This window comes from Thermococcus sp. PK, from assembly GCF_000430485.1.
GTDB lineage: Archaea > Methanobacteriota_B > Thermococci > Thermococcales > Thermococcaceae > Thermococcus_A > Thermococcus_A bergensis.
On record NZ_KE387149.1, the window covers coordinates 261,858 to 285,678 of the forward strand.

At 43.4% G+C, this 23,821-nt stretch carries 25 protein-coding genes, 2 tRNA genes and 2 pseudogenes; 8 read left to right on the forward strand and 21 right to left on the reverse strand.

The features are described 5' to 3' along the window. A pseudogene (locus THEPK_RS12950) lies at window positions 1-134 on the reverse strand (IS982 family transposase); the annotation flags it as partial. 88 nt (window positions 135-222) lie between these two features. Here THEPK_RS12950 and THEPK_RS03310 point away from each other — a divergent pair. Continuing rightward, on the forward strand, window positions 223-1,140 hold the full coding sequence (locus THEPK_RS03310; RefSeq protein WP_042698333.1) for an Lrp/AsnC family transcriptional regulator: 918 nt from the start codon (window positions 223-225) through the stop codon (window positions 1,138-1,140). Here the strand turns inward: THEPK_RS03310 and THEPK_RS03315 are convergent. Further along, window positions 1,121-2,065, reverse strand: coding sequence for an SPASM domain-containing protein (locus THEPK_RS03315; RefSeq protein ID WP_042698336.1), 945 nt, complete (start codon window positions 2,063-2,065; stop codon window positions 1,121-1,123). The two genes, THEPK_RS03310 and THEPK_RS03315, sit on opposite strands and share 20 nt — an antisense overlap. 157 nt (window positions 2,066-2,222) lie before the next feature. Here THEPK_RS03315 and THEPK_RS03320 point away from each other — a divergent pair, with 157 nt between their 5' ends. Together THEPK_RS03320 and THEPK_RS03325 are read left to right on the forward strand one after the other, a co-directional pair. Further along, window positions 2,223-2,945 (forward strand): proteasome assembly chaperone family protein, encoded by a 723-nt coding sequence (locus THEPK_RS03320; protein ID WP_042698339.1) that lies wholly within the window; start codon window positions 2,223-2,225, stop codon window positions 2,943-2,945. Window positions 2,946-2,955: 10 nt separating this feature from the next. Next, a complete protein-coding gene (locus tag THEPK_RS03325) occupies window positions 2,956-3,336 on the forward strand; it encodes a DUF473 domain-containing protein (RefSeq protein ID WP_042698342.1) in 381 nt (126 codons plus the stop codon). Here THEPK_RS03325 and nucS read toward each other — a convergent pair. The 3 genes from nucS to THEPK_RS03340 form a co-directional block, all read right to left on the reverse strand. Further along, complete coding sequence (gene nucS / locus THEPK_RS03330) at window positions 3,333-4,085, reverse strand: endonuclease NucS (protein ID WP_083965023.1); 753 nt, start codon at window positions 4,083-4,085, stop codon at window positions 3,333-3,335. The two genes, THEPK_RS03325 and nucS, sit on opposite strands and share 4 nt — an antisense overlap. Window positions 4,086-4,130: 45 nt before the next feature. Then, complete coding sequence (gene radA / locus THEPK_RS03335; protein ID WP_042698347.1) at window positions 4,131-6,659, reverse strand: DNA repair and recombination protein RadA; 2,529 nt, start codon at window positions 6,657-6,659, stop codon at window positions 4,131-4,133. 172 nt (window positions 6,660-6,831) lie between these two features. After that, window positions 6,832-7,833 carry a potassium channel family protein gene (locus tag THEPK_RS03340; protein WP_042698350.1) on the reverse strand — a complete coding sequence of 334 codons (1,002 nt, stop codon included), beginning with the start codon at window positions 7,831-7,833 and terminating at the stop codon, window positions 6,832-6,834. Between the two features lie 729 nt (window positions 7,834-8,562). Here THEPK_RS03340 and THEPK_RS03345 point away from each other — a divergent pair. Continuing rightward, window positions 8,563-9,159, forward strand: a complete 597-nt coding sequence (locus tag THEPK_RS03345) for a DNA-binding protein (protein WP_232194513.1) — start codon at window positions 8,563-8,565, stop codon at window positions 9,157-9,159. Here THEPK_RS03345 and THEPK_RS03350 read toward each other — a convergent pair whose 3' ends face one another. The 9 genes and pseudogenes from THEPK_RS03350 to THEPK_RS03390 all read right to left on the reverse strand — a co-directional run bounded on the left by THEPK_RS03350 (window position 9,160) and on the right by THEPK_RS03390 (window position 14,955). Then, the gene (locus tag THEPK_RS03350) at window positions 9,160-10,158 is read right to left on the reverse strand and encodes a PIN domain-containing protein (protein ID WP_042698356.1); all 999 of its coding nucleotides are present in this window, start codon (window positions 10,156-10,158) and stop codon (window positions 9,160-9,162) included. Next, complete coding sequence (locus tag THEPK_RS03355; RefSeq protein ID WP_042698359.1) at window positions 10,143-10,622, reverse strand: hypothetical protein; 480 nt, start codon at window positions 10,620-10,622, stop codon at window positions 10,143-10,145. The genes THEPK_RS03350 and THEPK_RS03355 overlap by 16 nt, the downstream gene beginning before the upstream one ends. A 10-nt stretch (window positions 10,623-10,632) precedes the next feature. Then, complete coding sequence (locus THEPK_RS03360; RefSeq protein WP_042700494.1) at window positions 10,633-11,094, reverse strand: DUF2284 domain-containing protein; 462 nt, start codon at window positions 11,092-11,094, stop codon at window positions 10,633-10,635. Between the two features lie 31 nt (window positions 11,095-11,125). Beyond that, window positions 11,126-11,848, reverse strand: coding sequence for an SDR family NAD(P)-dependent oxidoreductase (locus tag THEPK_RS03365; RefSeq protein WP_042698363.1), 723 nt, complete (start codon window positions 11,846-11,848; stop codon window positions 11,126-11,128). Between the two features lie 251 nt (window positions 11,849-12,099). Beyond that, on the reverse strand, window positions 12,100-12,345 hold the full coding sequence (locus tag THEPK_RS03370) for a PQ-loop domain-containing transporter (RefSeq protein ID WP_004069952.1): 246 nt from the start codon (window positions 12,343-12,345) through the stop codon (window positions 12,100-12,102). A gap of 112 nt (window positions 12,346-12,457) precedes the next feature. Then, window positions 12,458-12,889, reverse strand: a complete 432-nt coding sequence (locus tag THEPK_RS03375) for a hypothetical protein (protein WP_232194514.1) — start codon at window positions 12,887-12,889, stop codon at window positions 12,458-12,460. Between the two features lie 82 nt (window positions 12,890-12,971). Further along, window positions 12,972-13,697, reverse strand: a complete 726-nt coding sequence (locus THEPK_RS03380) for a cytochrome c biogenesis CcdA family protein (RefSeq protein WP_042698365.1) — start codon at window positions 13,695-13,697, stop codon at window positions 12,972-12,974. After that, on the reverse strand, window positions 13,687-14,199 hold the full coding sequence (locus THEPK_RS03385) for a glutaredoxin (protein ID WP_042698367.1): 513 nt from the start codon (window positions 14,197-14,199) through the stop codon (window positions 13,687-13,689). The genes THEPK_RS03380 and THEPK_RS03385 overlap by 11 nt, the downstream gene beginning before the upstream one ends. 55 nt (window positions 14,200-14,254) lie before the next feature. Beyond that, window positions 14,255-14,955: pseudogene (locus tag THEPK_RS03390) on the reverse strand (IS6-like element ISPfu2 family transposase). A 146-nt stretch (window positions 14,956-15,101) separates the two neighbouring features. On the opposite strand from THEPK_RS03390, the gene THEPK_RS03395 reads away from it, so the two are divergent. Together THEPK_RS03395 and THEPK_RS03400 are read left to right on the forward strand one after the other, a co-directional pair. Beyond that, window positions 15,102-15,626, forward strand: coding sequence for a CBS domain-containing protein (locus THEPK_RS03395; protein ID WP_042698370.1), 525 nt, complete (start codon window positions 15,102-15,104; stop codon window positions 15,624-15,626). Then, a complete protein-coding gene (locus THEPK_RS03400; RefSeq protein WP_042698373.1) occupies window positions 15,590-16,858 on the forward strand; it encodes a cation:proton antiporter in 1,269 nt (422 codons plus the stop codon). Before THEPK_RS03395 ends, THEPK_RS03400 begins: the two co-directional genes overlap by 37 nt. Here THEPK_RS03400 and THEPK_RS03405 read toward each other — a convergent pair. Continuing rightward, window positions 16,855-17,304 (reverse strand): Lrp/AsnC family transcriptional regulator, encoded by a 450-nt coding sequence (locus THEPK_RS03405; RefSeq protein ID WP_042698376.1) that lies wholly within the window; start codon window positions 17,302-17,304, stop codon window positions 16,855-16,857. The genes THEPK_RS03400 and THEPK_RS03405 overlap by 4 nt on opposite strands. Before the next feature lie 137 nt (window positions 17,305-17,441). On the opposite strand from THEPK_RS03405, the gene THEPK_RS03410 reads away from it, so the two are divergent. Both THEPK_RS03410 and THEPK_RS03415 read left to right on the forward strand, forming a co-directional pair. Continuing rightward, the gene (locus THEPK_RS03410) at window positions 17,442-18,773 is read left to right on the forward strand and encodes a leucine/methionine racemase (protein ID WP_042698379.1); all 1,332 of its coding nucleotides are present in this window, start codon (window positions 17,442-17,444) and stop codon (window positions 18,771-18,773) included. A gap of 105 nt (window positions 18,774-18,878) precedes the next feature. After that, window positions 18,879-20,189 (forward strand): MFS transporter, encoded by a 1,311-nt coding sequence (locus tag THEPK_RS03415; protein WP_042698382.1) that lies wholly within the window; start codon window positions 18,879-18,881, stop codon window positions 20,187-20,189. Here the strand turns inward: THEPK_RS03415 and THEPK_RS03420 are convergent. The 6 genes from THEPK_RS03420 to THEPK_RS03445 form a co-directional block, all read right to left on the reverse strand. Then, entirely contained in the window at window positions 20,186-22,156 is a 1,971-nt protein-coding gene (locus THEPK_RS03420) for an IGHMBP2 family helicase (protein WP_042698385.1), read from the reverse strand. The genes THEPK_RS03415 and THEPK_RS03420 overlap by 4 nt on opposite strands. Before the next feature lie 44 nt (window positions 22,157-22,200). Next, window positions 22,201-22,278 (reverse strand) — tRNA-Ile (locus tag THEPK_RS03425). 10 nt (window positions 22,279-22,288) lie between these two features. Beyond that, window positions 22,289-22,366, reverse strand: a tRNA-Glu gene (locus THEPK_RS03430). Between the two features lie 61 nt (window positions 22,367-22,427). Beyond that, on the reverse strand, window positions 22,428-22,805 hold the full coding sequence (locus tag THEPK_RS03435; RefSeq protein ID WP_042696758.1) for a hypothetical protein: 378 nt from the start codon (window positions 22,803-22,805) through the stop codon (window positions 22,428-22,430). Window positions 22,806-22,855: 50 nt separating this feature from the next. After that, a complete protein-coding gene (locus THEPK_RS03440) occupies window positions 22,856-23,278 on the reverse strand; it encodes a hypothetical protein (protein ID WP_156882076.1) in 423 nt (140 codons plus the stop codon). 62 nt (window positions 23,279-23,340) lie between these two features. Next, on the reverse strand, window positions 23,341-23,821 hold a 481-nt coding region (locus THEPK_RS03445), incomplete at its 5' end, for a hypothetical protein (protein WP_198011281.1).

The following is a 23,821-nucleotide window of genomic DNA, read 5'->3' on the forward strand; positions in this document are numbered from 1 at the left end:
AGTATTGCGAAGGTTATTAGGTCGTAGAGGCTGATTATTTCCCTGTGAGTGTTTTTCGGGTAGTGTTTGCTGATTATCGGATAGATTTCGGATTTTATGATCAGGATTTCCTGCTGAAAGTTCATAACAACCACCAATCAACCAAAAGACTTAAGTGCTTATAACTCTAACGATCTAATGGGAACTAGGGTATATAACATAATTTATGGAAACTAATTACTGATGAGTGGCATTTCAGTCAACAAAGAGGAGATTGAATTTCTAATAAATTTGCTGAACAAATATCCACTTGAAAGCATTAGGAGTATAGCCAAGAAAGAAAATATTAGCTACCCAAAGCTCAAAAAACTTTTTGATAAATATTATGGTCCCTCCAAGAGTGTGCATATGGTTGCATCAATTAGCATAGCTAAACTCGGGCTCATGAGCTACGTGGCATTTCTATCGGTTCCAAGAGAGAACATAAAATCCACAATTGCCAGAATGTACCGCAATTCCTTTATTCCCGTTGCAGTTCCGTTTTTCGGTTTTATAAACGGGGTTTCAACAGTAATGTATGTCCCCCTAGAGCAGAGGGACAAAATAGACGAACTGCTGTCAAGGTATTCTCCAAATTATGAATACTACGAGGTATACGCTTATCCCTCAAAGAAACTGGAGTTTGGAAAGTGGGAGTTTAGCTATGACTACGCCCTCTTGCTTGATATCCTAAAAAGAGATGCAAGAACACCGATGAAGGAAATAGAAGAAGCCTTGGGAAAAAAGAGACCAACAATAAGGTACATGATAAACAGGCTCAAGGAGTTAGGAATACTAAGGGGCTTTATGACGGTAGTAAATGAAGAAGCCTACAACAGAGGATTCTGTGGAATAGCAAGATCTCTCAGCAAAGAATTTTTAGATAAGTTCAAAGAGCATGAGATAATGATCGGTGTAATAAAGCCTGAGGGCTATCTCATAGAATGGTACTTCTCAAGTGAAGAGGACATATATCAAAAAATTCTTGAATTCAGTAAGTACGTTGATAGGTTTGGCATATACTATTTTGACATGTTTGATTTCGGGATAAGGGGATTTTCGTTTTCCAAAGCAGTGAAAAAGGACGGAAAAGGGTACCACTCTATTCTGGATTTTGATTAACTTTAATCCCCAAAAATTCACAGTATTCTATACCATGGATATCTCCAGATGCTTGATATTCAAGCGCCCTGCAGTCGTGGCACGTGTATTTAAATGGACACGAGCGACAGAGAGTTATATTATCTTTGGTGAGTGTCCAAAACTGATTTAGAACTTTTCTTCTAGGCAGGTACCAGAGTTTATCCTTTCTTATGTTGCCAACCACGAAATTCCTCAGCAAGGGGCAGGGAGTTATGTAACCATCTGCAGCTATAGCGATCGTACCAGCCAAGCAACTGTGGTACTTGTTTGGAGAGGAAGGCAAGAGCTTCTTAACCTCAAACAGGTTAAACTCAACGTTTTTTAGTGAACCTGGAAAAAGGATATCCACATAAACTTCTCCAGGAAACTCAACTTTTTGCTGAAGAAGCTCAGTGTATTCCTTATACCTTGCCATTATTAGTGCTCCATGAGCCCATTTTAGATGTTCCAGTTCCGAGAGAGCATCTTCCGAATACTCCATCTCCACTATCACCTTTAAGCCTTCCACCGGATCAAGGGCATTGATGTCTTCAATTCTAATCGTAGCAAAAACATCTCCAGGAAAGCTTGCCGAGATATGCCTTGAAATTTCAATTAACTCTTCAACTTCGTCATAGTTCACCAAGTATATCTCCCGACCGCCCAGTCTTGTAAACTCTTTAACCACCCTTTCAATTTCTTCTATCCCTATTTTCTCGTCTCTCAAGATAAACCTGTTGTTCCCTATGCAGCCGAGAGAACGGGGAATACCATAAATCTCCGAAAATTTTCCTTTTCCACTGCCTAGACTTAAAATAATCCTCTCCAGTTTTCCATTATGAGATTTATAGCTCCACGGCGGCTTTGCCACAGTTGCAATCTTTAATCTATTAGTACTAAACTTCCAATGATCGCTACTATCCATCCCAAACCACCGTAAAAGGGTCGCATTTATGGTTGATATACTTTTTCTATTCATATTTTATTAACCACTAATCAGAGTAACACAAATCTGTACACTAACAACGGCAAAAGATTTAATAACTTTTAATTACTAAATATTGTCATGGGGGGTGGGAAAAATGCAAAAACCGGTTGAGCTGATACTTCCAAAAATTGAAAGAGCCATTTTTATTGAAGGATATCCCGGGATTGGGCTTGTAGGGCATATAGCTGCTAATTTTATAGCAAAAGAACTCAACATGGAAATGATAGGCTACGTGGAGAGCCCGTTTTTACCACCAATGTCTCTAATTCTGGAGGGCAAACCAAACCCACCATTGAGATTCTACGGGAAGGACAATATTATCATTGCTGTTGCAGACATATACATTCCTCCAACTTTGGTAAACGAGATAGCAAGAGAAATCGTTGGCTACCTAAAAGAAAACAATGCTGAGAAGGTAATTTCACTTGGCGGCATGGGAATTGGCTTTTTCAAAGAACAAATGGAAGTCTGGGGCGTAGGTGGGAGTGAAGAAGAAAACAAGGATTTAGAAAAATTGGGGGTCAAGATACTGAAATACGGCTCCATAATGGGGATGAGCGGAAAACTGTTGTGGGAAGCGAGTAAAGAAAAGCTCAAGGCATATGCCATTCTGGGAGAGACTTTCGGCGATAGACCCGACCCAAGGGCAGCAGCAAATGTAATTGAGGTGCTCAAAAAATTAGCCCCAATAGAGGTTTCAACCGAACCTTTGCTGAAGGAAGCAGAGATGATAGAAGAGCAGCTGAGAAAAATGCACGAACAGATGGAGTCCGCGAGAAGAAGGGTCGAAAAAGAATACGAAAGTGTTTATCTGTGAGGTGAAGGGTATGGAACTCCTTGTACTTGGGGGGATAGCCCGGAAAACTCTTGATCAACTCATGAGAAATCCCTACAGGACAATAGAGGTAAGAAGTGCAAGAAACGTTATTGTTACCCGAAAATTAAAGCCAGGAGAAAGGGTATTCTTAACCTATGAAACCCCCCAAGACATAACTCGCGGAACAGAGGGAATAATAGCAGAAGTCCTAAAGATGGAAGAGATGGAACAGAGAATACCTTGGGAAGAGAGCGATGAGCGAGAAGTTACCGTGTGCAGAATACAGCTAAGGCTTGTGGGGCTGGGGAAAGTAATTGAAGTTTCAAGCGAAGACAACGTAATGAAAGTAAAAGTCAGAGAAATGCTTCCACACGAAATGGCAATGGGCTAGTCAAAAAGAGTTTTTTGCCTTCCCCTTTTGGATTTTCCCCTTTTTGGAGGAGTTAGCTTTCTAAACTCCAACCCTTCTTTTTCCAAAAGTTTTTTGGCACCGGAAGTTAGAGAGGGAGCAACCAAAATGCCACGCACTTTTTCATGTTCTTCTCTCATGGCCTCGACATACCTCTTGAGCTGACTAACAGCATGCAAATCAGCCCTCCTGCGCTTGAGCTCAAGGATAACAATGTTTCCCTCTTTGTCCACTCCAAGAACGTCCACAATTCCATGCTTTATGGGCTTTTCCCTAAATAACGGTTTAAAGCCCGCTTCAATAAGAGAAGGGTCCTCAAAAATCAGGTCAGCCATCTCTGCCTCACTGCCCGTTAATGCCAGCTCCTCATAGTCTTCCGCCTGAAAATAAGATATAAGGTAAACGTTAAGGAGCTCCACTTCAAGAATCTCCCGAGGCTTTCGCCGGACGCTCCTAAGGAACAACTTCCCATCATTTATCTCAAGCCCGACAGAACTCCCAGGGGGTTGCCAATTGACAGGCTCTCGCTTTTCCTTTTGGTGAATTAAAAAGGAGCCATCAGGCTTTATTAATATAACCCTATCACCCGGGCCGAGTTCACTCTTGGCCCTTCCATCGTAAAAAACCCTGCAATGGGCAAAGATATTCACTATAGCCTCTTTTGAGAGGGCCCGGTTGAAAATATCCACGATCTCTTCGTAAGTTGGGTTCAGCTTTGCCTCTACCTTCATAGATCCTCAAAGGAAATTTAGAAAAGAGTTTAAAAAGTTAAAGGGCTAATCTTCAATTCCTTTTTCAGTTATCGTAAACGCCGCTTCTCCTTCAGGCAGATGCGGAGAGTCTATAAGTCTCGCAATCCTCTTTCCGGCCTTTCCTTTCCTTAAATAAACTCTAACAGTGGCGGAGTGTGCCAAGATATGACCGCCTATTGGTCTTGTTGGATCGCCAAAGAATGCATCAGGTCTCGCTTGAACCTGGTTGGTAACGAATACTGCTATGTCGTAAAGGTTAGCTAGACGATGAAGGTCTGCCAGATGTTTTGCAAGCTTTTGTTGCCTTTCCGCAAGTGTTCCCCTTCCCACGTATTCAGACCTAAAGTGTCCTGTGAGAGAATCCACCACAAGAAGTTTAACCGGCCTATCACTTGCAGCCTTTTGTTTGATGATTTCCTCAGCTTTTTCCACAAGGAGCATTTGATGATTGGAGTTAAATGCCCTAGCAACATAAATGTTCTTTAGTACTTCCTCCGGATCCATACCCCTATTTTCCGCTATTTGCTTTATTCTCTCCGGTCTGAAGGTGTTCTCGGTGTCAATCCAGATTACGCTTCCATTCAATCCGCCCTCTTCTGGGGGCTTTTGGACGAGAACAGCCAATGTATGGGCTAATTGGGTATTATGGAGTATCAGCCCGTTTGGTGCAACAAAGTTGTGAACCTCTGGAACCACCAGATCGTAGACGTAGTCATTGTACTCCACCAAGCTAACGCTCTCAACTTCGTAGAATGAGAGCTTCCTAGCTAAAGATATCACCTCAAGTGCATGCCTTGCTATTTCTCTTAGGTGTTGAATTTCAGATTTTAGCGCGGATATAACTTTAGCTCTTAATTCTGTATCTTTAGGAATCCCCCGGTAGCGGTAATTTTTAATTTGACCTTCTGTAAAACCATATTTTTTGAGGACTGTCCATGAAAATGGTAGCTTTGGCTTATCAGTATTGCAAAGTTCTTTTTCAGCACGCTCAAGCTCTGCAAGGGCTTTTTTAAAGTACTCTTCTATTTTCTCTAACGTCTTTTCAGTAAACCAAACTTCCTTTGAACGTGTTAGCAGGTGATATGCTGTCTCACCTTCTCGTTTAGGCAACTTGAAGTGTGAATAAAGCTTTCCTAGGTACCGTGCAAGCTGTGGTGGATACCTCCCAATCCCTCCTGAATTAAATCCACCAACTTTAATTTTTGACTTTTTAATTACATCCTCAAGCAGGCTTCTGTCTTCACCAGTTATATAAAGCCTGTAGTACGTCTTTCCTTCAATGAGTTTCTCTGAAACCGTGGAGGTTATTCCCAAACGCTTTAACAGGAAAACTAAGCCATCTGCAAGTTTTTTGCTTTTTGTTGATAACTCTACAATACTGTTAGATACGTATCCGTCACCATCCACATATCCGGCTAAAAATGCCATCAATGTTGTTTCATCCCCATTGAGAATTACATCCGGAACTTCTTTTGTGCTTGCGTCACTCTTCGCTAAGTTCCCAAGTACTCTATCTACCGTGCTCTTTCTTATAAGAATCCTATAAAGCCCCCTTCTCGTTTCTACCGTTGGAGTGTAACCGTCTTTGCTTTTTAGGTACTCGACGATAAAGTCCTTGATAACTTCAGAGCCTGTTGTTATCGAAACAGGGTTTGCTGTACCTTCAGCCACAAATAGACCCAAAAAGTATGCATCATCCTCATCAATAGTCAAAGAATTTGCTGGTACTTTCCTAACCCCTACAAGCACATCTCCCCTTTTGATTTCTCCAGCCTTTATCCACTGGAACCCATCCCTAAATACCAACACAGGGTGAGGAAGTGTTACTTTAATGTTGATCCCAGTTGAAAGCTTAAGTTCTACAAGGTTTGAGACCTTCTCCCGGTAAATGTAACTTGCCTTTGTCCTTTTTACTTCTCCGCTGTCAAGATCAAAGGCGTAAACGGTCACAGTATCCACTGGAACAGCGAAGCCATTATCAAATGGAACTTCGCCATTTTTGAGTGCATACTTTGTATACATTTCCTCTATGCTCTCAAAATGCACTACTGTGTCATTTTCGTAATAGATTGGAGTGTCCTTTGCAAAGCATTTTCCACTTCCAAACTCTCCAAATACCTCGGAAATAGCCTGTGTTTCAATTCCACCGCCGAGAAGCTTATCTAAGGCCTTGCTTCCGGTAGTAATCTTGCCCACAACAGCCCTCTTTTTTAAATACTCGTCGGCACGCATAAAGGTTCCAATATTGGCAGCTTCTCTCGCGGCTTGAATGATCTTTAAAGCAGCCCCTTCACTTATTCCAGCAAGCTCCTTTAGTTCCAGTGGAGATGCAACTGCTATTGCTTCCAAACTATCATAACCTGCCTCTCTAAGCTTTTCAGCAGTTGCGGGTCCAACTCCGGGAAGATCTTCCAAGCTTCTTATTTCCTTCTTTTTGGTTTTTTCAGCTTCATTTGACAATTCTTCAACATCCCCAAGTTCTTCGAAATCCTCAAGCTCTTCAAACTCTTCAAGCTCTTTAATTCCATCCTCAACTTTCTTTTTTCTCGCCATAGTTACCACCCATAAGCATGATTCTACATAGTAGTGGATTCAAAGTGCTTATATATTTTTCCCATGCCCGAAAAAAGGACTTAAAGGCTGAAAATTACAAAACCATTGATTAGTAAAGCCAGAATACAAAAATAAAGGCCTTAAGTTTGAGATTTCCAGTGGAAATGAAACTCTACTTTGCAGACTGGATAACCAACAGCTTTGCACCTTCTGGAATCGGCTCATCGAGAGGTGGCATGAGGTGAATTTCTTCTTTTGCATAACCAAGGAGAAATAGCCCTCTGGAATAGAGAATTTTGAATGCTTCTCCAAAAGCCATTCTATCCATCTCGGGGAGTCTTAGAGAAGTTATATCATATCTCCCGAGGGCTGTTGTTATATCATCTATGACGTCAACAACCTCGGGCTCAAAGACTGCGCTTGCAAGCAACCTTCCAGCCAAAGTTCTGCTGGTTATTACCCTATCTGCTCCAGCTTGTCTTAAGAGGGGGACACTCTCGTGTTTAAGAACCTCCACAAAGACCTTTGCCTTAGAAAGCTGTTTTATCATTAACGTCACGAACACGGACTCGGAATCATCGCCCAAAGCCAGTAGAACATAACCAGCGTTCCCGATATTTGCTCTCTCCAACGTTTCCCTATTTGTGAACTCCCCGATGATAACTTCCACTTCCTCTGGAATGGTAAGCTTCTTCCTCTCATCATCGTTCGGAAGAATGACGATTATTGGCTTTTTGGGAGCTTGATTTTTACTTATAGCATCCATAAGCTCCAGCAAAGCGCTTTCTACACTTTCTCCCCTCCCCATGATAACGTAATGATCCTTAAACTTTACCCTGTGCATCCCCATCATCCTCCTAATCGAGCCAGACAAGAAATATTCGGCAAGGATTGAAACAAAAGCTGTAAACGTTGCTATTCCACCAATAGAGGCAAAAATCGCTATAATCCTGCCAAGGGCGGTTGATGGTGTTATGTCTCCATATCCAATGGTCGCCATTGTTATGACCGCCCAGTAAAGAGCCGTGAAGAAGTCCACCCCCTCAGCATACATGTAAAGCAATGCCAAGATTATCGCAAGCAAAACCACAGCTAATGCAAGAGCGAATATTTTGCTCCTTTTCAGCTTTGTCCTTATCTTCAAAAGCCGTCTAACTAACGGAATGGGTATCATTGCATTAGAAGTTAAAGCCTAACCTTAAAAAACTTCACTTTTCCAGTGGAAATAAAACACCATAATTTTGTATAATGATGATATAGTTAATACATCAATGATTAAAAGTTCCAGTGGAAATAAAGCTCCTCTTCCATGCTTATCTAAGCGTTCATAAAATCCTCTAACAAACCCCCCAGAGTTTCATTTCCACTGGAACCCGGTTTGGACGAATGGACGGATTTCGCGAATGGAGATAATGTAAACAGCATTTAAAAAGGTTCTTAACATTCACCAATAGTATTTTGTTCACGATACTTAAATACTAACCGACATTAGTTATTCCCTCTATCGTTTAATTCCGTTATTTTTTGAACAATGTTCATAGATAAGTATATATATCCAAAAACACAGATACAACGGGAGTGTTTACACCAATTTAATAACAAAAAGATTGGTGTTTTGCGCCGTTTCCACAGGAAATGGAACTCTGGGGGGTTAAGAGACTGTTTAACAATAAACCTCTTGGTAAGTATTTTTGTTAAATCCAATGCACATCTAGGAACCTCAATGCTCTGGTTTTAATGTACATTCCAGTTCATTTTTCTGTCCATAGGAAATGAGAATCAAACTGTTCGATGCTTGGCTATTGTAAAATTTCTATATGGCTTTTGAATTCTTCGGGAGCACTGCTTCCTCTGGAAGAATGAGCTTAAATACTTCAAAGGTCAACTTCATAAGGTGGTTCCTGTGGAAGTACTCAAGTGGCTGGAAGAAGGGTATGATGGTGCTAAGGATATAGTGGACCTTCCGTGGAAAGTTACAAAAACTGCAGAGAATTTCTATGTTGCTGAACATCCCAAAATTCCGTTTGTTCTCAACATCGTGATAACCGATGAGTTTGTTCACCTTATAGTTCCGCTTGGATTGGAGACTGTTGCATTGGAGTTGCCAGAGCGCTTGAAAGTTTACCATACCCTTTTGGTGCTGAGCGATAAGTTAAATCTGATAAAGTTCTGCATAACCGGGATGAACGAGGAGATAACCTTGAGGGTTGACTTGGACAGGAAAACGCTCGGAAAAGAGGAATTTAACGATGCCCTTACGAGCCTCTTGATTGGTCTGAATCAAGTGGTGACGGCGCTGGGGCTTGAGGAGGAGTTTGCACGGGCAGTTTTTGAGAGAGTTGCAATGATGGTGCTGGAAAGACTTGAAAAAGGTGCCAAAAAAGAAGAAATTCTGAACTTCTTGGTAGTTAAGGTTGGGATGGATCCAAAAGATGCCAAAGAATTCTTGGAGACAATAATCAAGGGCAAATCTCCAAAAGATGATGTCGGCTACCTTTAGCTACTTTTCAATTTTCAGCTCCATAAGCCTCCTGCACAAGTTCCAGTGGAAATGAAACTCTTGATGTATGTCCTTCTTAAAGACCAACTTCAATTCGTTTAGCCCAGTTTTCCCTCTAAATTCACCAAACAAAAGCACGTTGTTCATTTCTATAACGCCAAAAACTGCCGCTAAATTGAAGATTAAGGTCCTCAACTGATAACCAGTTGCGTAGTGTTCGCTTAGCTCTTCGTGGGGATATTCAAAGAGAAAGTACTCGACGCCTTCGATTTTAGCTATGTCGGTCATCGCTATATCTGCCGTTAAGAGAACTACAAGTGCCGGTGTATTCTTATCGAACTCCTTTAAGCTCTTTATTATCCGCTCGTCGTTTGTGTTCGTCTTTTCATCGACGCTTTTTACCTCTATTACCTTGTCTTTTATTTTTTCATACTCCCTTAGAGCTATGTACGCGGCCTTCCTCGATTTCTTCATTCTTCTATTACTGAACTCTTGAAGCAGATGTGAATTGTAGAGAATTTTCCTCAGCTCTTTTAGTTGTGCTGGCTTGTATTTGAAGTTCATTGAGTTTTCTATTTCCTTCTTGACCAGATCCACTATGGCTATCTGGATTCCTTCCACTCCCCTAAGCTTTGATAAGAATGCGTGGTACAGCAGGTTTGTATCCGGGGCGAAGACTATCCCCTTCGTGAGGCTCTTGTATGCGTTGAGCTTCTCCTGGAACTCTTCTATGTTTGCGTAGTTTATGATTCCACTGGAAAGGAAGCACTCATAAAAGTCTCTGTATGTGGGAAGATCGTATAGGTACTTTTCTTTCCCTCGAAGTACTTTATGAAATTCGTCTTCTTTGGCCAACACCCGTATTTTGTAGCCCTCTCTGTAGGGAAACGCCTCTAAAAGCGGAATGTTGTAGAGGGGGCTGCTTACTCTTATCTTGTCCCGCATCTGGATTAGGTTTATGAGTATCTGGAGTTCGGGCTTCTCTATAATTTTTTCCATCGCCTGCCCTCCATAAAGTCCTTTAGTCTTTGAATGTGCAGAGGAATCATCATGTATGGCCTGTTTGCGTATTCCAAGTCCCTAAGTGAAAGGTAAAAGAGGTGCTCCACTTCCAGTGGAATTGCATGAATAGCTGCTCCTGCTACTAAGGCCTTTCTTCCAGAGGTTATGTCAACAGAAACTTCGTATCCTTCTTCTTTCAGCTTTTTGAGGAGTTCTCCTATCTTCTCATCTGCCTCGAGAAAGTTGTCTTCCTCTATTATCGCCCATTCTATCTCTGGAGAAAAGCCGTATTCACTGGAAATTATCTTCAGGGCTTCCACAGCTTTTGGCAGCTTCTCGGAATAGATATCCTCCAGAAAGATGTAGATCTTATCTGGCCTGTAGCCCCTCATAACCACGGCGTAGTATGAGTTTATCATGGCCCACGTTGACCTTCCGAGCATTGTGATATATGCCTTCATAGGCTCCACTTTAATCTATAAGGATGAGCCCATACAAAACACTTTCGGAGAAGTTGAGCTTGACTATTTTTGAGAGCTCTATCCCCACGGCGTCTATTGAGGGCCTTACCTTACTTGGCATTTTGCATTTTCCGCTTTTCTCGAATTCGCACTCTTCACAGAGGTTGCAGTTTCCCGGAAATAGTGCTGTTGCATAGAAGTTCCCGCCTTTGAACAGCTCTTCTTCTCTTTTGAGAATGTAATTCAATACCTTTCGTTTTTCTTCGTCAAAATTTTCAGAATTAATGCTAAACTTTATCAGGAGCGCTCTTTTGTAGTGCTGTACTAGTTCTCTTGCTTCCCTCCATGAGGGAGCATGAGGCGGGCAGGAAGGGCTTTTTCCATAGGCTGGACAGCTTCTGCACTTCCACACCGGTCTTGGTGAAACAATAATTTCCTCTGCTGCTACCTCTTTCTCCCAGATTACCCTCATAAAGGAAAAATTGAAAAATATCAATAAAAACTTAATCCATCAGGCGACCTCCGTTGACGTCAACGACTTCTCCGGTTATGTGATCGTTTTCTAGCAGAAAAATAACTGCATGGGCTATATCCTCTGGCTTGGCTATCTCTCCGGTCAATGAAAGCTTTCTTGGCCTTTCTCTCATCTCCTCGTTTATCATATCGGTTTCAACGGGTCCTGGGGCAACGGCATTTACTAAAATGTTCGGTGCTAAGTGTCTTGCAAGGTTGAAGGTGAGCGCTATCAAACCTCCTTTTGATGCAGCATAGTGGGCCCCTACAGTCCCTCCGTCTTTACCGGCTATTGAGGCTATGTTGACTATTTTGCCTCTCTTCATGTATTTGAGAACCTCTTGCGTAACTATGAAGGCTCCCTTTAGGTTAACTCCCAGAACTCTGTCCCACTCTTCGTCGCTTATCTCCCTCGGGTTTATTGTCTTTCCAAGGATTCCGGCATTGTTGATTAGGATGTCAATCCTTCCAAACTTTTCGATGGCCTTTTCCACCATCTCTCTGACTTCTTCTCTGTTGCTCACATCTGCCCTAACTGTAAGGGTTTCCACTCCATAAGCTCTGCACATTTCTTCGGTTTTCTTTGCGTTTTCTTCATCCCTTGCGTAGTTTATAATCACGTTACATCCCTTCTTTGCCAGAGCAACTGCAATTGCCCTTCCTATTCCCCGAGAGGCTCCGGTTACTAAAGCGACTTTTCCTTTCAGCTCCATGTCGATCACCAAAATAGATTTGGGAAATTACCATAAAAGCTTTATCAAATAAAGGAACAATGCCGAAATGCTTTTACGTTCTTAATCATAATATTGAAACATGAAAACCATTCAAAGTCATTCAAGGAAAGAACGATTTTGGAAAGATTAACCCTCAACCTAAAACCTGGAGCAGGCAAGGAGGATTTAGAAAAGGCCCTGAAAAGGGCACGTAATTCGATTTGGGGGCTTGTTGGAATGAGAGAAGGTAATCATTTGTATCTCAGCTTAACGTAGAGATTGACACCACTCTGGAGGGCTGCCAGGGAGTTTAGGGTTAGGAATACCCAGTCCCCTATTAGATACGAATAGATTGCGAGCAGTGTTGAGGCAGTAACGTAAACCAGAACAAACTCCAAGTTTAGTGGACATCTCTTGTTTTTGATTGTTTCCCATGTTTGGGGCACCCAAGAACTCACGAGAAGAAGCATGCCTATGAGTCCCACGAGTTCCTTCATTTTATCACCTCCCTCTCTTGCACCAAGGAGCTAACAAAGGGGTTTAAAAAAGATTATGGACTATTAAGGGTGTATTTTAGAAAAAGAAAAGCACAGAATAATCAAAAGGATGTCAATGCTTCAATTCGGAGGCAAGTTTTGAGGTTGCCCATGTTTTAACGTCTTCATCGAGAATATCGTTAATAATCTTAAACGCCTCCTGAATCTTTCCCTCTCTTGCGAGGGCTAATGCCACCTCAGCCTGTATTTTTGACCTGTTGGAGATATCTCTTATAAGTCCGGCTATTTTTAAAGCTTCGTCTGGTTTACCAAGCCCAAGAAACTCGAAAGCCAGGCTCATAAGGGCTTTAGTGATACTCTCATCGTTTTCAATTTCAAAGATAGCTTCTATTGTTTGGTTGAGAGCATCATGGTAGTCTCTTCCCTGCTTTGCCATCTCTACCGTTACCATTGACATTGACTTTGCCCTTATCACCTTATCGGGAATCGACTCTGCAATTTGAAGTGCGTTCTCGAAGTCACCCCTCTTTATGAGTTTTGACACAGTTTCATAAAGAGCCCGTGACTAGTACCATTCCTGCATGCAAACACCAAATAAGTTTTGCATTTGGAAAATTTAAGCTTTCCTACATCCCAAGAATAACGTATATTCCAAGGAGTATCAGCAATGTTCCTGCAATCATTGAAAGCTCTCTGGACTTTTGGACTATTCTCTGTGAGATTGATTTGCTCTCTGTTATGCTTCCGACTGTGAAGAGTATTATGAGCAGCGGGAGGACAAAGATGACGTTGTAAAGTGCCAGGAGGATCAGGGTTAGGCCTCTCCCTACTTTGGATATAAGGATTGCATATGCCAGATAAGTTCCCGAGGAACACGGGAGGAGTGTAAAGGATATTATGATGCCGAGAGAGAAAGCTCCAAAGAGGGTTGCTTCCCTGCTGAATATGCTTTTTCTAACTTCTTTCTTCTTTGCTATCCTGCTTTTTTCCATATAGCCGGTTACAAATGTGTAAGCGCCGAATGCTATTGAAACCACTCCTGCGACCCATACCGGGATTGTCTTCGTAAGTATCACCAGACCAATCCCGAGGAGGTAGTATGAGATGTAAACTGCAGCAACAAAGGCCAGTCCAACGGCATAGATTCTTCTTTTGGAGATGTTTTCTTTGAGGGATAGGGCTATGAGAAGCATGGTGTAAATGACGAACGTACAGGGGTTTATTGAATCAGCACCTGCCAGTGCGAGTAGAGGGTAGATTAAGTTCTTCAACCCGAGAATTGCCAATATCCCCGCTGTTAATCCAATTGAAGACAAAATTATCAACATGAGGGCCTTGATTTCAGACCTCACTCGGCTCACCATTGGTGAAAATATATTCAAGCTTATTAATGATTTCGGTCTGGTTTTCCGGGATTAGATACGTCTTGTCAGTTATAAAAAGGACTCCCTCAGCTTTTTTGGCTTCTTCGACAAGGTCGTCGGCGTAGTCCACTGGAAATTCTCCGTTCACTATTGCATAGAGCTTTCCTTCGTAGAATACTCCTATTACCGGAACGCCAGTTACTCCAAGGATTTCATAGAGCTGTTCAAACATCTTTCCGTTATGTTCGTTTCCCTGCAACTCGTAGTATGTTAAAGCCTCTTCCCCAAAAAACTTTGGAATATCTTCTTTCATTTTCTTACAGTGGGGGCATGTTGCCAGTCCGTACATGTAAAAGTGGAACTTTGCTTTATCTAGTGTGAACGTTTCTGTTGCTGTGCTGGGAGACGATGAAGATGAGGGATTGTCAGATATACACATGCTGGTAAGCACTACCAGTACAAGCAGCAACCCCGTTAGAACTTTTTTCATGAAACTCACCTAATTCGGGGATATGCTTTGTGGGTTATAAATGTTTAGGATACTGTCAGGATAACTGGGGCATCACCTCTTGAAGCCACTCAGTCACATCACCAGGCGGACAACCAAACCGAGAATGAAACCTAACAAAATTATACCAGAACGCAAACAGAAAAACAAACCTGTGAACCCTCCTCCAGTCTCTAGCCCTGAAATTATTCCAGAAACGCTTTGTTCTTTCTTTTAAAGTCCTGAACCAGCGTTCAATACAGTTCCTCGGCCCGAAGGTTACGTGAACAAAATCCAGTCCAAGGGATTTAAAAGCAGACTTGTACCACTTCCCACCATCAACCAGAAAAACAGGCTGTCCTTTGCAGGATTTCAAAACAACCAGAATGAAGTCTCTAGCAATCCACCAGTTTCTGGTTGTTGTAATCCAGACTGCGAGAACTTCCCTGCTCTCAACGTCAAGTGCAGCCCAGAGAAATCTCTTCTCCCCGTTGATTTTTACGACAGTCTCATCAACTGCGATAAAATTCCTCTGTTTTCTTACTGCGAGGAGTGTTGGCTGGTAAACTGCTTCTGCTAGTTTTGAACTGCCTCCCAGACTGTTGTGTGGCTGATTTTGAGGATTTTTCCGACTTGTCTGTAGCTGAGGCCTCGCAGGTATAGTTCTACTGCTCTGATTTTCTTTTCTGGTGGGATTTTGTTGCGGCGAAAAGGTTTTAAGACTGAAATCAGTGAGTATAGAATGCTCTCAGCCTTCATTTCTCTCCCTTCTTTTTCTGAAAAATTATCAGAAACTTAAACCTAACGCCCTACCGCTTATCCTAACAGTATCATGTTTAGAGATGTAAATTTTTTGGCACGCATCTTTTTAAGAACTTCCAAAATAGATGAATGGTGGTGAAAATATGGGTGACGTCGAGAAAGCCCTTCAAACTTTTTATTCGATGAAGTTGAAGGATATAATGCCGTCGATACCCTCGATGCCAATTGTTACTGCTGATTCTCCTATCGTTGATGTGCTTAAGCTGCTCAGGACAAGACACCACGTGTGGGTTGTAAACAACAGGGATGAAATGAAGCTTGAGGGGGTTATACGGTATCTTGATGTCCTGTCTATTCTCCTTCCGCCGGAGAACACAAAGGCAAGGCTTGGCAACATAAGCACGGTTTTTAAATCCATCTTGGGTGGGGCGGAAAAGGCTTCCGATGTCATGGAGCGCAACGTTATGACAATAGACGAAAATGCCACGGTTATGGATGCCCTTACAAGGATGAGGAGGTACAAAGTGCAAATCTTGGCGATCGTCGATGAAAACAATACTCTAAAGGGAGAGATAAGCCTGAGGTTACTCATTGACGAGTTCCTAAGACTGATGAAGGTGGGTGGTGTACAATGGCTCCAGAATGGATCCTCTTCACCATTGGAGTAGCTCTCATCTTCGGAAAGATAGGAGATCATCTAATGGAGCGCTTTGAGCTTCCTGGAGTTTTGGGCGAGATACTAATGGGTATGATTCTGGGAAATTTGATTTACTTCGGACTTGTGAATCCCGAATACCTTACCCTGCATTCAGATGAAACTTTCGAATTTCTTGCTCGCCTGGGCATAATTTTCCTGCTCTTCTTGGGCGGTCTTGACGCGGATGTTGAGATGCTCAAAAAAACCGGTGCTGTTGCAACTGTTTCTACTCTCATGGGGGTTTTTGTTCCTCTAGTTCTTGGGTACTTTGGGCTCAAGCTAATGGGATATCCTTCTAAAGAGGCCTTTGCCGGGGGAGTTCTACTAACGGCAACCAGCATAGGAATAACCGTTAGAGTTATGATGGATCTTGGGGTTTTGAGGAGTGATGTCGGAGCGGCTTCTTTGAGTGCGAGCGTTATGGATGACTTCCTTGGAATAGCTTTGATCATCTTCGCAGTTGGTACTGGAAGCATTTTGGGATTAATAAGCAAAATGGCCGTCTTCTTTATAATCACGGGTTTGGTTGCTTGGTATACGATCGAAAAGTACATACGCTTTTCGGAATGGCTGCACGTGGAGAAGGGTGTTTTGGGGATGGTTCTTGCTTTGATGTTTTTCTTTTCAGCATTGGCAGAACACTGGTTTGATGCCGCTATAGAGGGAGCTTTTATGGCCGGTTTGGTTCTATCAAAACTTCCAGAGGGTAAGAGAATAATGGAAGACGTGAAGGCAATAGCTTACGGATTTTTAGTCCCTGTGTTCTTTGTGTACACCGGAGCGATGCTTGATTTGAGGGTTTTTACCAGCTTTGATGCCCTATCTCTTGCGGCTGTTTTGACGACAATTGCAGTTGTTGGAAAAGTCGTCGGCAGAGGGCTGGGAACCCTGATTATGGGGTGGAGTGCTAGAAAGGCTCTCCAGATGGGGATTAGCTCAATCCCAAGGACTGAAGTTGCGCTTGTTAACCTCATGGTTGCAATCCACGGTGGTGCAATTCCAGAAAGCGATGCCCCAAAGTTCATTGCAGCCACGCTGATTTTCATAACGGTCTCTGTTTTAATAACCCCACCGTTGCTAAAGTGGGCGTTTAAAGAAGAAGTGGAGGCCATGAAACAGGGAAAAATGGAGAAGAGAGTGGAAGCTGTGAAAGAAACGAAGAGGAGGATCTCAATATTGAAGGGGCCAAGGAAAAATCACTAAAACACCCTTGCATATCCCCATTTTTTAACGCTTGTTAGGATTGACGTTTCCGTGCTCTTTATTCCCTCAATTTTTCCAAGCTTTTCTATTAAGAAGTTCTCGAGTTCCTGGAGGTCTTTCACGGTTACCTGCATGAGAACGTCGTGGGCTCCGGTGGCTATTCCCAAAACATCGACTTCCGGAAGTTTGGAAAGCTCTTCAACCGCTCTTTTGACCTTGTTGGGCTCGATGTCAACGGCTATGAATGCCACTATGCTGTAGCCAGCTTTGAAGGGGTTTATTAGGGCAGCGAACTTCCTTATTATCCCTTCTTCCATGAGCTTTTTTACCCGGAGCCTTACGGTTGATTCGGGCACTCCTATTTTCCTTGCTATCTCTGAATAGCTCATCCTTCCATCTTCCTGGAGCAGCCTTAGTATGCTTTTATCTATTTCATCCAATTTCATTTCATTCACCTAGTTAGCATTTTGTTTAAATATTGGTCTGCTGAATTTTAAATGTTTTGTGGTATTTTTGTCAGATTCAGCAAAATTTGACCGAAAATGCTATTAATTTCAAACGCATATTTAACTCGGTGGGAGAATTGAGAAAGGAAGAGATTATAGAGCGATATTCACGAGTCTTTCCGAAGGCTTCCCGTGTAACCTATGCCCCAATAGTTGCGGTTAAAGCCAAAAACGCGAAGGTGTGGGATATTGAGGGGAGGGAGTACATAGACTTTCTTAGTGATGCTGCAGTTCAAAACGTTGGCCGCAACAACGAGCGAGTTGTTAATGCGATAAAAGACCAAGCTGAAAAGCTCATACACTTCACTTTCATCTACGGCTTTACAGTTGAGCCCCTCCTCCTTGCGGAAAAGCTTGCGGAGATTTCGCCGATTGAGGGGCCAAAAATAGCCTTTGGTTTGAGCGGAAGCGATGCAAACGACGGGGCAATAAAGTTTGTCCGGGCTTATACCAAAAGGAGAACCCTTCTAAGCTATCTTAAGAGTTATTATGGCTCAACTTACGGTGCATCAAGCATAACTGGCTTGGACTTTCACGTCAGGGCGCTAGTAGGAGAGCTCAGTGATGTTCACTATATCCCATATCCGGACTGCTACAGATGTCCCTTTGGAAAAGAAAGAAACTCGTGTAAAATGGAGTGCATCGAGTATATCAAGGCGAAGTTTGAGGGAGAAGTTTATGCAGATGGTGTTGCCGCTTTGTTTGCCGAACCGATTCAAGGCGATGCCGGAATGGTCGTACCTCCCGAGGATTACTTCAAGAGGGTCAAAAGAATCCTCGATGAGCATGGGATTCTTTTAGCTGTAGATGAAGTTCAGAGCGGTCTTGGGAGAACTGGGAAATGGTTTGCCATAGAGCATTTTGGAGTTAAGCCGGACATAATAACCGTGGCGAAGCCTCTTGGGGGAGGTCTGCCAATAAGTGCCGTAATCGGCAGGGCTGAAATCATGGACTCTCTCCCACCTTTGGGGCATGCTTTTACATTAATTGGAAATCCCGTTGCGAGCAGGGCGGCTCTTGCTGTGATTGGGGAGATTGAAGAAAAAGATCTCTTAAAGAGGGCAGAAAAGCTTGGAGATTACACCATGAAGAGGCTTGAAAAAATGAAAACGGAGCATGAGCTTATCGGCGACGTGAGAGGGAAGGGACTTATGATAGGCGTTGATTTGGTTAAGGACAGGGAGACCAAGGAGAGGGCATATGATGAAGCTAAGAAGGTCGTCTGGAGGGCTTATGAACTCGGATTAATCGTTGCCTTCCTGCAGGGGAACGTCCTGAGAATACAGCCTCCGCTAACGATTGAGGAAGAGACCCTCGATGAGGGCCTTGATAAGCTTGAAAAAGCAATAGCTGATGTGGAAGAGGGCAGAGTTGGAGATGAAGTTTTGAGATTTGTTCAGGGCTGGTGAATTTTTCCTTCCTCCATGCTCTTCTTTGGACATTGGATCTCTTTTTGCGTCCTAAAACTTTATAAAGCGAACTTCTTTCGGCGGGAGAGTAACAAGGTGGTGAGGATGAAGAAAAAAGTAGCCACAAGCATGCAGGCAAGAAAGGCATCCCTAATAGTCCAGAACACCCAAATGCCTAGGTGGTTTTATGCCTTCGTGCCCTTTAAGATAGCCACAGGTGGCTCTTCTCAAGTCGTTCCCCTCTATGCTATGCATCTCGGTGCTGGGGCAGGAGAGATAGGACTATTGAACGCACTCTCGACCTTTGCCTCCACTATAGGGACGATATTCTGGGGCAGATTGAGCGATAAAACACTTAAAAGAAAGGTCTTTATTCTAATGGGTCTTCTGAGCACTTCAATCTTTCTAAGCCTGCTGACGTTTGCAGGAAGCTTTTGGGATCTTCTATTAATCAACGCGGTTTATTCATTTTTCCTAGCTTCGACAGTCTCGATACCCATTGTTCTTCTCTTCAGAAACGTGAGAAAGACAAGGTGGGATGAGGCCGTCGGGAGGTTCAACAAAATTGGGGGTTGGGCTTGGGTTTTGGGGCTTTTGATAGGATTTATGCTGGTTAGGTTATTGAGTTTTAAGGAGCTCTTCCTTCTCTTTGCCGTGGTGAACATTCCAGGCTTTGTTATGGCTTTGAAAACCATCAGGGAAGCTCCGGTTTACCTGCACAGAAACAACATCAAGCCCTTTGTGACCCAGGTTGTTCAGAAAGGCCGCTATCTCCCCAACTTTATCATCCATTTGCCCACAAAATTGAAAGTTTCTCCGAAGCTCAGCGGCTTTTATCTGTCTTCGCTTTTTTTCTGGGTATCCTCGGGTATGTACTCTACCCAGCTCCCGGTGTTTTTGATAAAGAACGGGGTTACAAGTCAAGAAGTCTTCGGGTTTGCCATACTAAATTCCTCAATTTCGGCAATGCTCTATCAGAGGGTAGGGACAAAGCTTAAGTCCAAGAACCCTGCTTTGGCACTAACTCAGGGGTACTTCTTTAGAAGCCTTGGGATCCTCTTATTGCTGCTCCCCTTTAACGTTCCTTATGCTTTACTCATCTCAGCCGCTGGAAGCTATGTCCTCTGGGGCTACTCCTGGTCCTACATAAGCGTTTCATCAACTTCTCTCATAGGGAGGATGAGTTCTCCAAAAGAGCAGGGGAGTGCTTTAGCGACTGCAAATTTAGTGAACTCTGCGGGGTTCGTTTTGGGGAGCCTGGCTGGGGGATTTGTAGCGTCGCAAATTGATTCCTTCCTGAACTTTGCCATAGCCTCTTCACTGAGCCTTTTGGCAGTGGTTCCAATTATCAGTCTAATGGGTCTTTCGTTTGTGTCTCCATTCTCAGCTCTCCCCCAAATAAGGAGGAAAAATTAGTGTATCTCTGCATTTCCAACCGTTATATATCTTCCATGCCTTTTCACGAACTCCAAAAAGCGCTTGTACGTGGGATGGTTGCTCAGGGTTTCGCTGTCCCCAATAGCAATCAGCTTTCTCTTTGCCCTTGTTAGAGCAACGTTAAGCCTTCTCAGATCAGTTAAAAACCCCAGTTCGCCCTCCTTATTCGACCTCACAAAAGACAGCACTATCACTTCTTTCTCCCTTCCCTGGTAGCCATCTACCGTGTGAACTTCAACCTCTTCCCCTACTAGCGATTGTATCAGGTCAACCTGATCATCATAGGGTGTGATTATCCCTATCCACTCTTCTTTAACCCCCATCCTCAAGAGCCTCTCCACTATCTCTTTAACCAAGAGTGCCTCGAGCGGATTTTCTCTTGAGGTGGAGCCTTTCCTCTGCCTCTCCCACTTGTCTCTTCTCTCCGCAGTATCGACAAAAACGAGTGGCTCTTCTCTTTTCAGAATTGAGTCCCAGGGCTCTCCGAAAAACGGTTCCCTCACTTTCAGGTCAGCCAGAGTTATGTTCTTCACGCTTTCATCCGCTTTTATTTTGCCATTGTAGAACTCTCTGCTCGGAAACTCCATGAGCTTCTCGTTCATCCTGTACTGTATTTCAAGCATCTTCGCTTTCTCTGGATAGAGCTGGATGAGCTTTTCAAAAAGCGTCTCGCTAAGTTCTTTTGCCTCTTCACTTAGGATCGTCGGGGGTAGCTGTTTGTGGTCTCCAGCCAAAACAAAGCGCTTGGCTTTTGCGATTGGAATCAGAACACTTGGAATCGTCGCTTGGGATGCTTCATCTATTACCGCAACATCGAACTCCACATCCCTTATGAACTCAAGGGCTGCAGAGGAGTTTGTGCTCAAGATTACATCCGCTTTGTAGATTATTTCTCTGATTATCTCCTCCTCTATCTTTCCGGCAAACTTGTAGAGCTTCTGCACCTCTTCGTTTAGCACTATCCACTGTGCCATCTCCTTGACGTCCTTTGCGGGGACTCCCCTTGTCCCTCTGCCCTTCTCGGCCAGCTTTAGGATCTGCTTGTTGGTTAACCCTCTTCTAAGGCTGGGTGTAGGTTTCTTGTGTTGATCTCTCATCATGGCAAGCCTCTCGGCCTTATTTCTAAGCTCTCTGACCCTTCTGTACCTCTCGTGGCTCTCAACCTGAAATGCGAGGGTTGATTCCTTCAGGTGCTTTGAGACTCTCGAAGGGTGGCCTAATCGAACGAGCTTGACCTTTCCCCAGAGCCTCTCCACGAGGTTGTCAACTGCGACGTTGCTCTCCGCTGTTACAAGGACTTTACTTCCTCTCTTAACTTCCTGGAGAATGAGCTCTGCAAGAGTTCTCGTCTTTCCAGTTCCAAAGGGGCCATGGATTAAGAAGAAGTCCTCACTACCAAGGGCGAGACTTATAGCTTTTCTCTGTGTGGGGTTGAGGTTTTTATCGAAGGGTTCAAACTCCTGAGGAGTGCTCTTCATGGGTTTTTCCTGGTTTAGGGTGAACTTCAGGGCTTTAATGCCATTTTCGCTGAGGCTTTTTAGGTTCTCTATCTGCCTTCTAAAGGTTACATCGTTTGCATAGAGGTCTATTCTAACGTTTCTCAAAGCCCAAGAAGGGACTGATTCCAAGGCGACAACAATAAACCTGCTCCCCTTTTCAACAACGGTTCCAACAAGGTCACTCATTAGAGGATTTCCTCGGCTGATTAGAACCAGATCCCCAACGCTTATCTCTGTTTTAAATGGCTCTTTTCTTCCATACTTGACAAGCTTAAAGCCGAATTCTTCGCCAATTATTTTTCCATTGAGGTTTAGAATAGCCCTTCCAAGTTTTTCCCTCTCGTAACCTCTAAGCCTGCGCATCTCTTCGCGCATTGCCTCTATCTCAGCCTCTCGTTCAAGCTCGACAAGCTCGATTAGTTTTGCAATGTAACTTTTGATGTGCATAATCCCTCACTGAAGAAGTAGCGCTCTCGTAGAAGAGCATTTTTTGGTGGGCCCGCGGGGCTTCGAACCCCGGACCTCCCGCTTATCAGGCGGGCGCTCTGACCAGGCTGAGCCACGGGCCCGTAAGAATTCTGGTGCCCCGGCCGGGATTTGAACCCGGGTCGCGGGATCGAGAGTCCCGCATGATTGACCGGGCTACACCACCGGGGCGTCGATGTTGATAACTCAAAATGAATTTATAAATCTTTCGATGCTCCAGGCGTGTTTAGTTTCACCCCCTGTTATTTAAACAGTATTTGACTCTGAGGAGGATTTTCAGACCATAACACATTACCCCAAGCAGGATTCGGGTTACAGTAGTCTTTTTCAGAAAACAGGGGATCCTACTGCCAAACCACGTTGTAAACGCACCCCAGAACCCCTCATGAGGATTCCTATGCCTGTACTCTTCTTCAGAAAACACTCTGTCTCTCTTCTTACTACCAAAACCACCTGGAGCGTTCTTAGTTTTCTTAACAATCGGCCGATAACCCTTTTCCACCACAGTGTTCAGAACTTTCTTTGAATCATAAGCCCCATCAGCATAAAAATTCCCAGAACCCCCCGGCAGGAGTTCAATCAGCTCGTTCTCAGAAGTTGTGATCTTCACAGCAACCGGATACAGTAAACCCGGCAGGATTCTCGTTATTGCCTGAACTTCTATCCTGCCCTTTTTTTATTTGTAATAATGGTTGAGTCTGCTTGAGTGCTGGCGTAGGGTAATTTCTGGAGTTTTTTCAGGAGGTGGTTTGTCAGTTCTTCGAGGTTCAGCTTTTTCTCCCAGTTGTGGAGGGTTGAGTAGTGAATGTTTGCTCCGAAGAATTTTCTGCCGTAGTGCTGGGCGTCTCTGAGGGGTAGGTTGTAGTATTGTTTAAAGAGGAGTATTGCCAGTATTGTTTTTACTGGAAATTTTTTGGATTTTGGCAGGTTCTTCAGCTTTCCTTCTGATTCGAAGTCTGCTAAAACGTCAAGAATTGCGAATGCCACGCTTTCAGGGTCTTTGAGTCTGTGATCCCATCTGGGGATCACGACAACCACCCGAAAGAATTCAGCAAAAACCCTAATAAAGGTTACTATAAACACGCCCCGATGCTCCATGTGCTCCATTGGAATCTTATGATTTAAAAAACCAAAGGAATATTGCCTCAGTACGGAATTAATGCACGGTGGAACTGGGCATGAAAGTTGAAATGTCCAAATACTAGAACTTCGCCGAAGGGCTCTTCTTTTACCTCCACTTTTAGGATATAATAGGGTGTTTCAAAATAAGCCGTTCCATTTCTCACGTTTAGGTCTTTCTCTCTGTATACGTAGTAATCACCTTTTTTGTAAAGGGGTGTTATGGGCTTTCCATTATTTGTGAAGTACAAGGGCAGCTTGATGCCACTTATCTTTACGTAATATTTCCCTCGCCAATGAATTACTGTTATGTTTGTATTTACCGTTTTGTTTTCAAAATAACCCCCATATGACCAGTTGAAAGTTTGGGGAATTATTAGGGAGTAGCCACCGGGGTAGTAGTCGATCTGATTCTTTTCTGGCTCGTATACAACTATGCCTGTACTACTTGACTCCACAATCTTCATGTTTTTGTAGTTTACCTCATTTACCTCCGTGGTGTAGTTT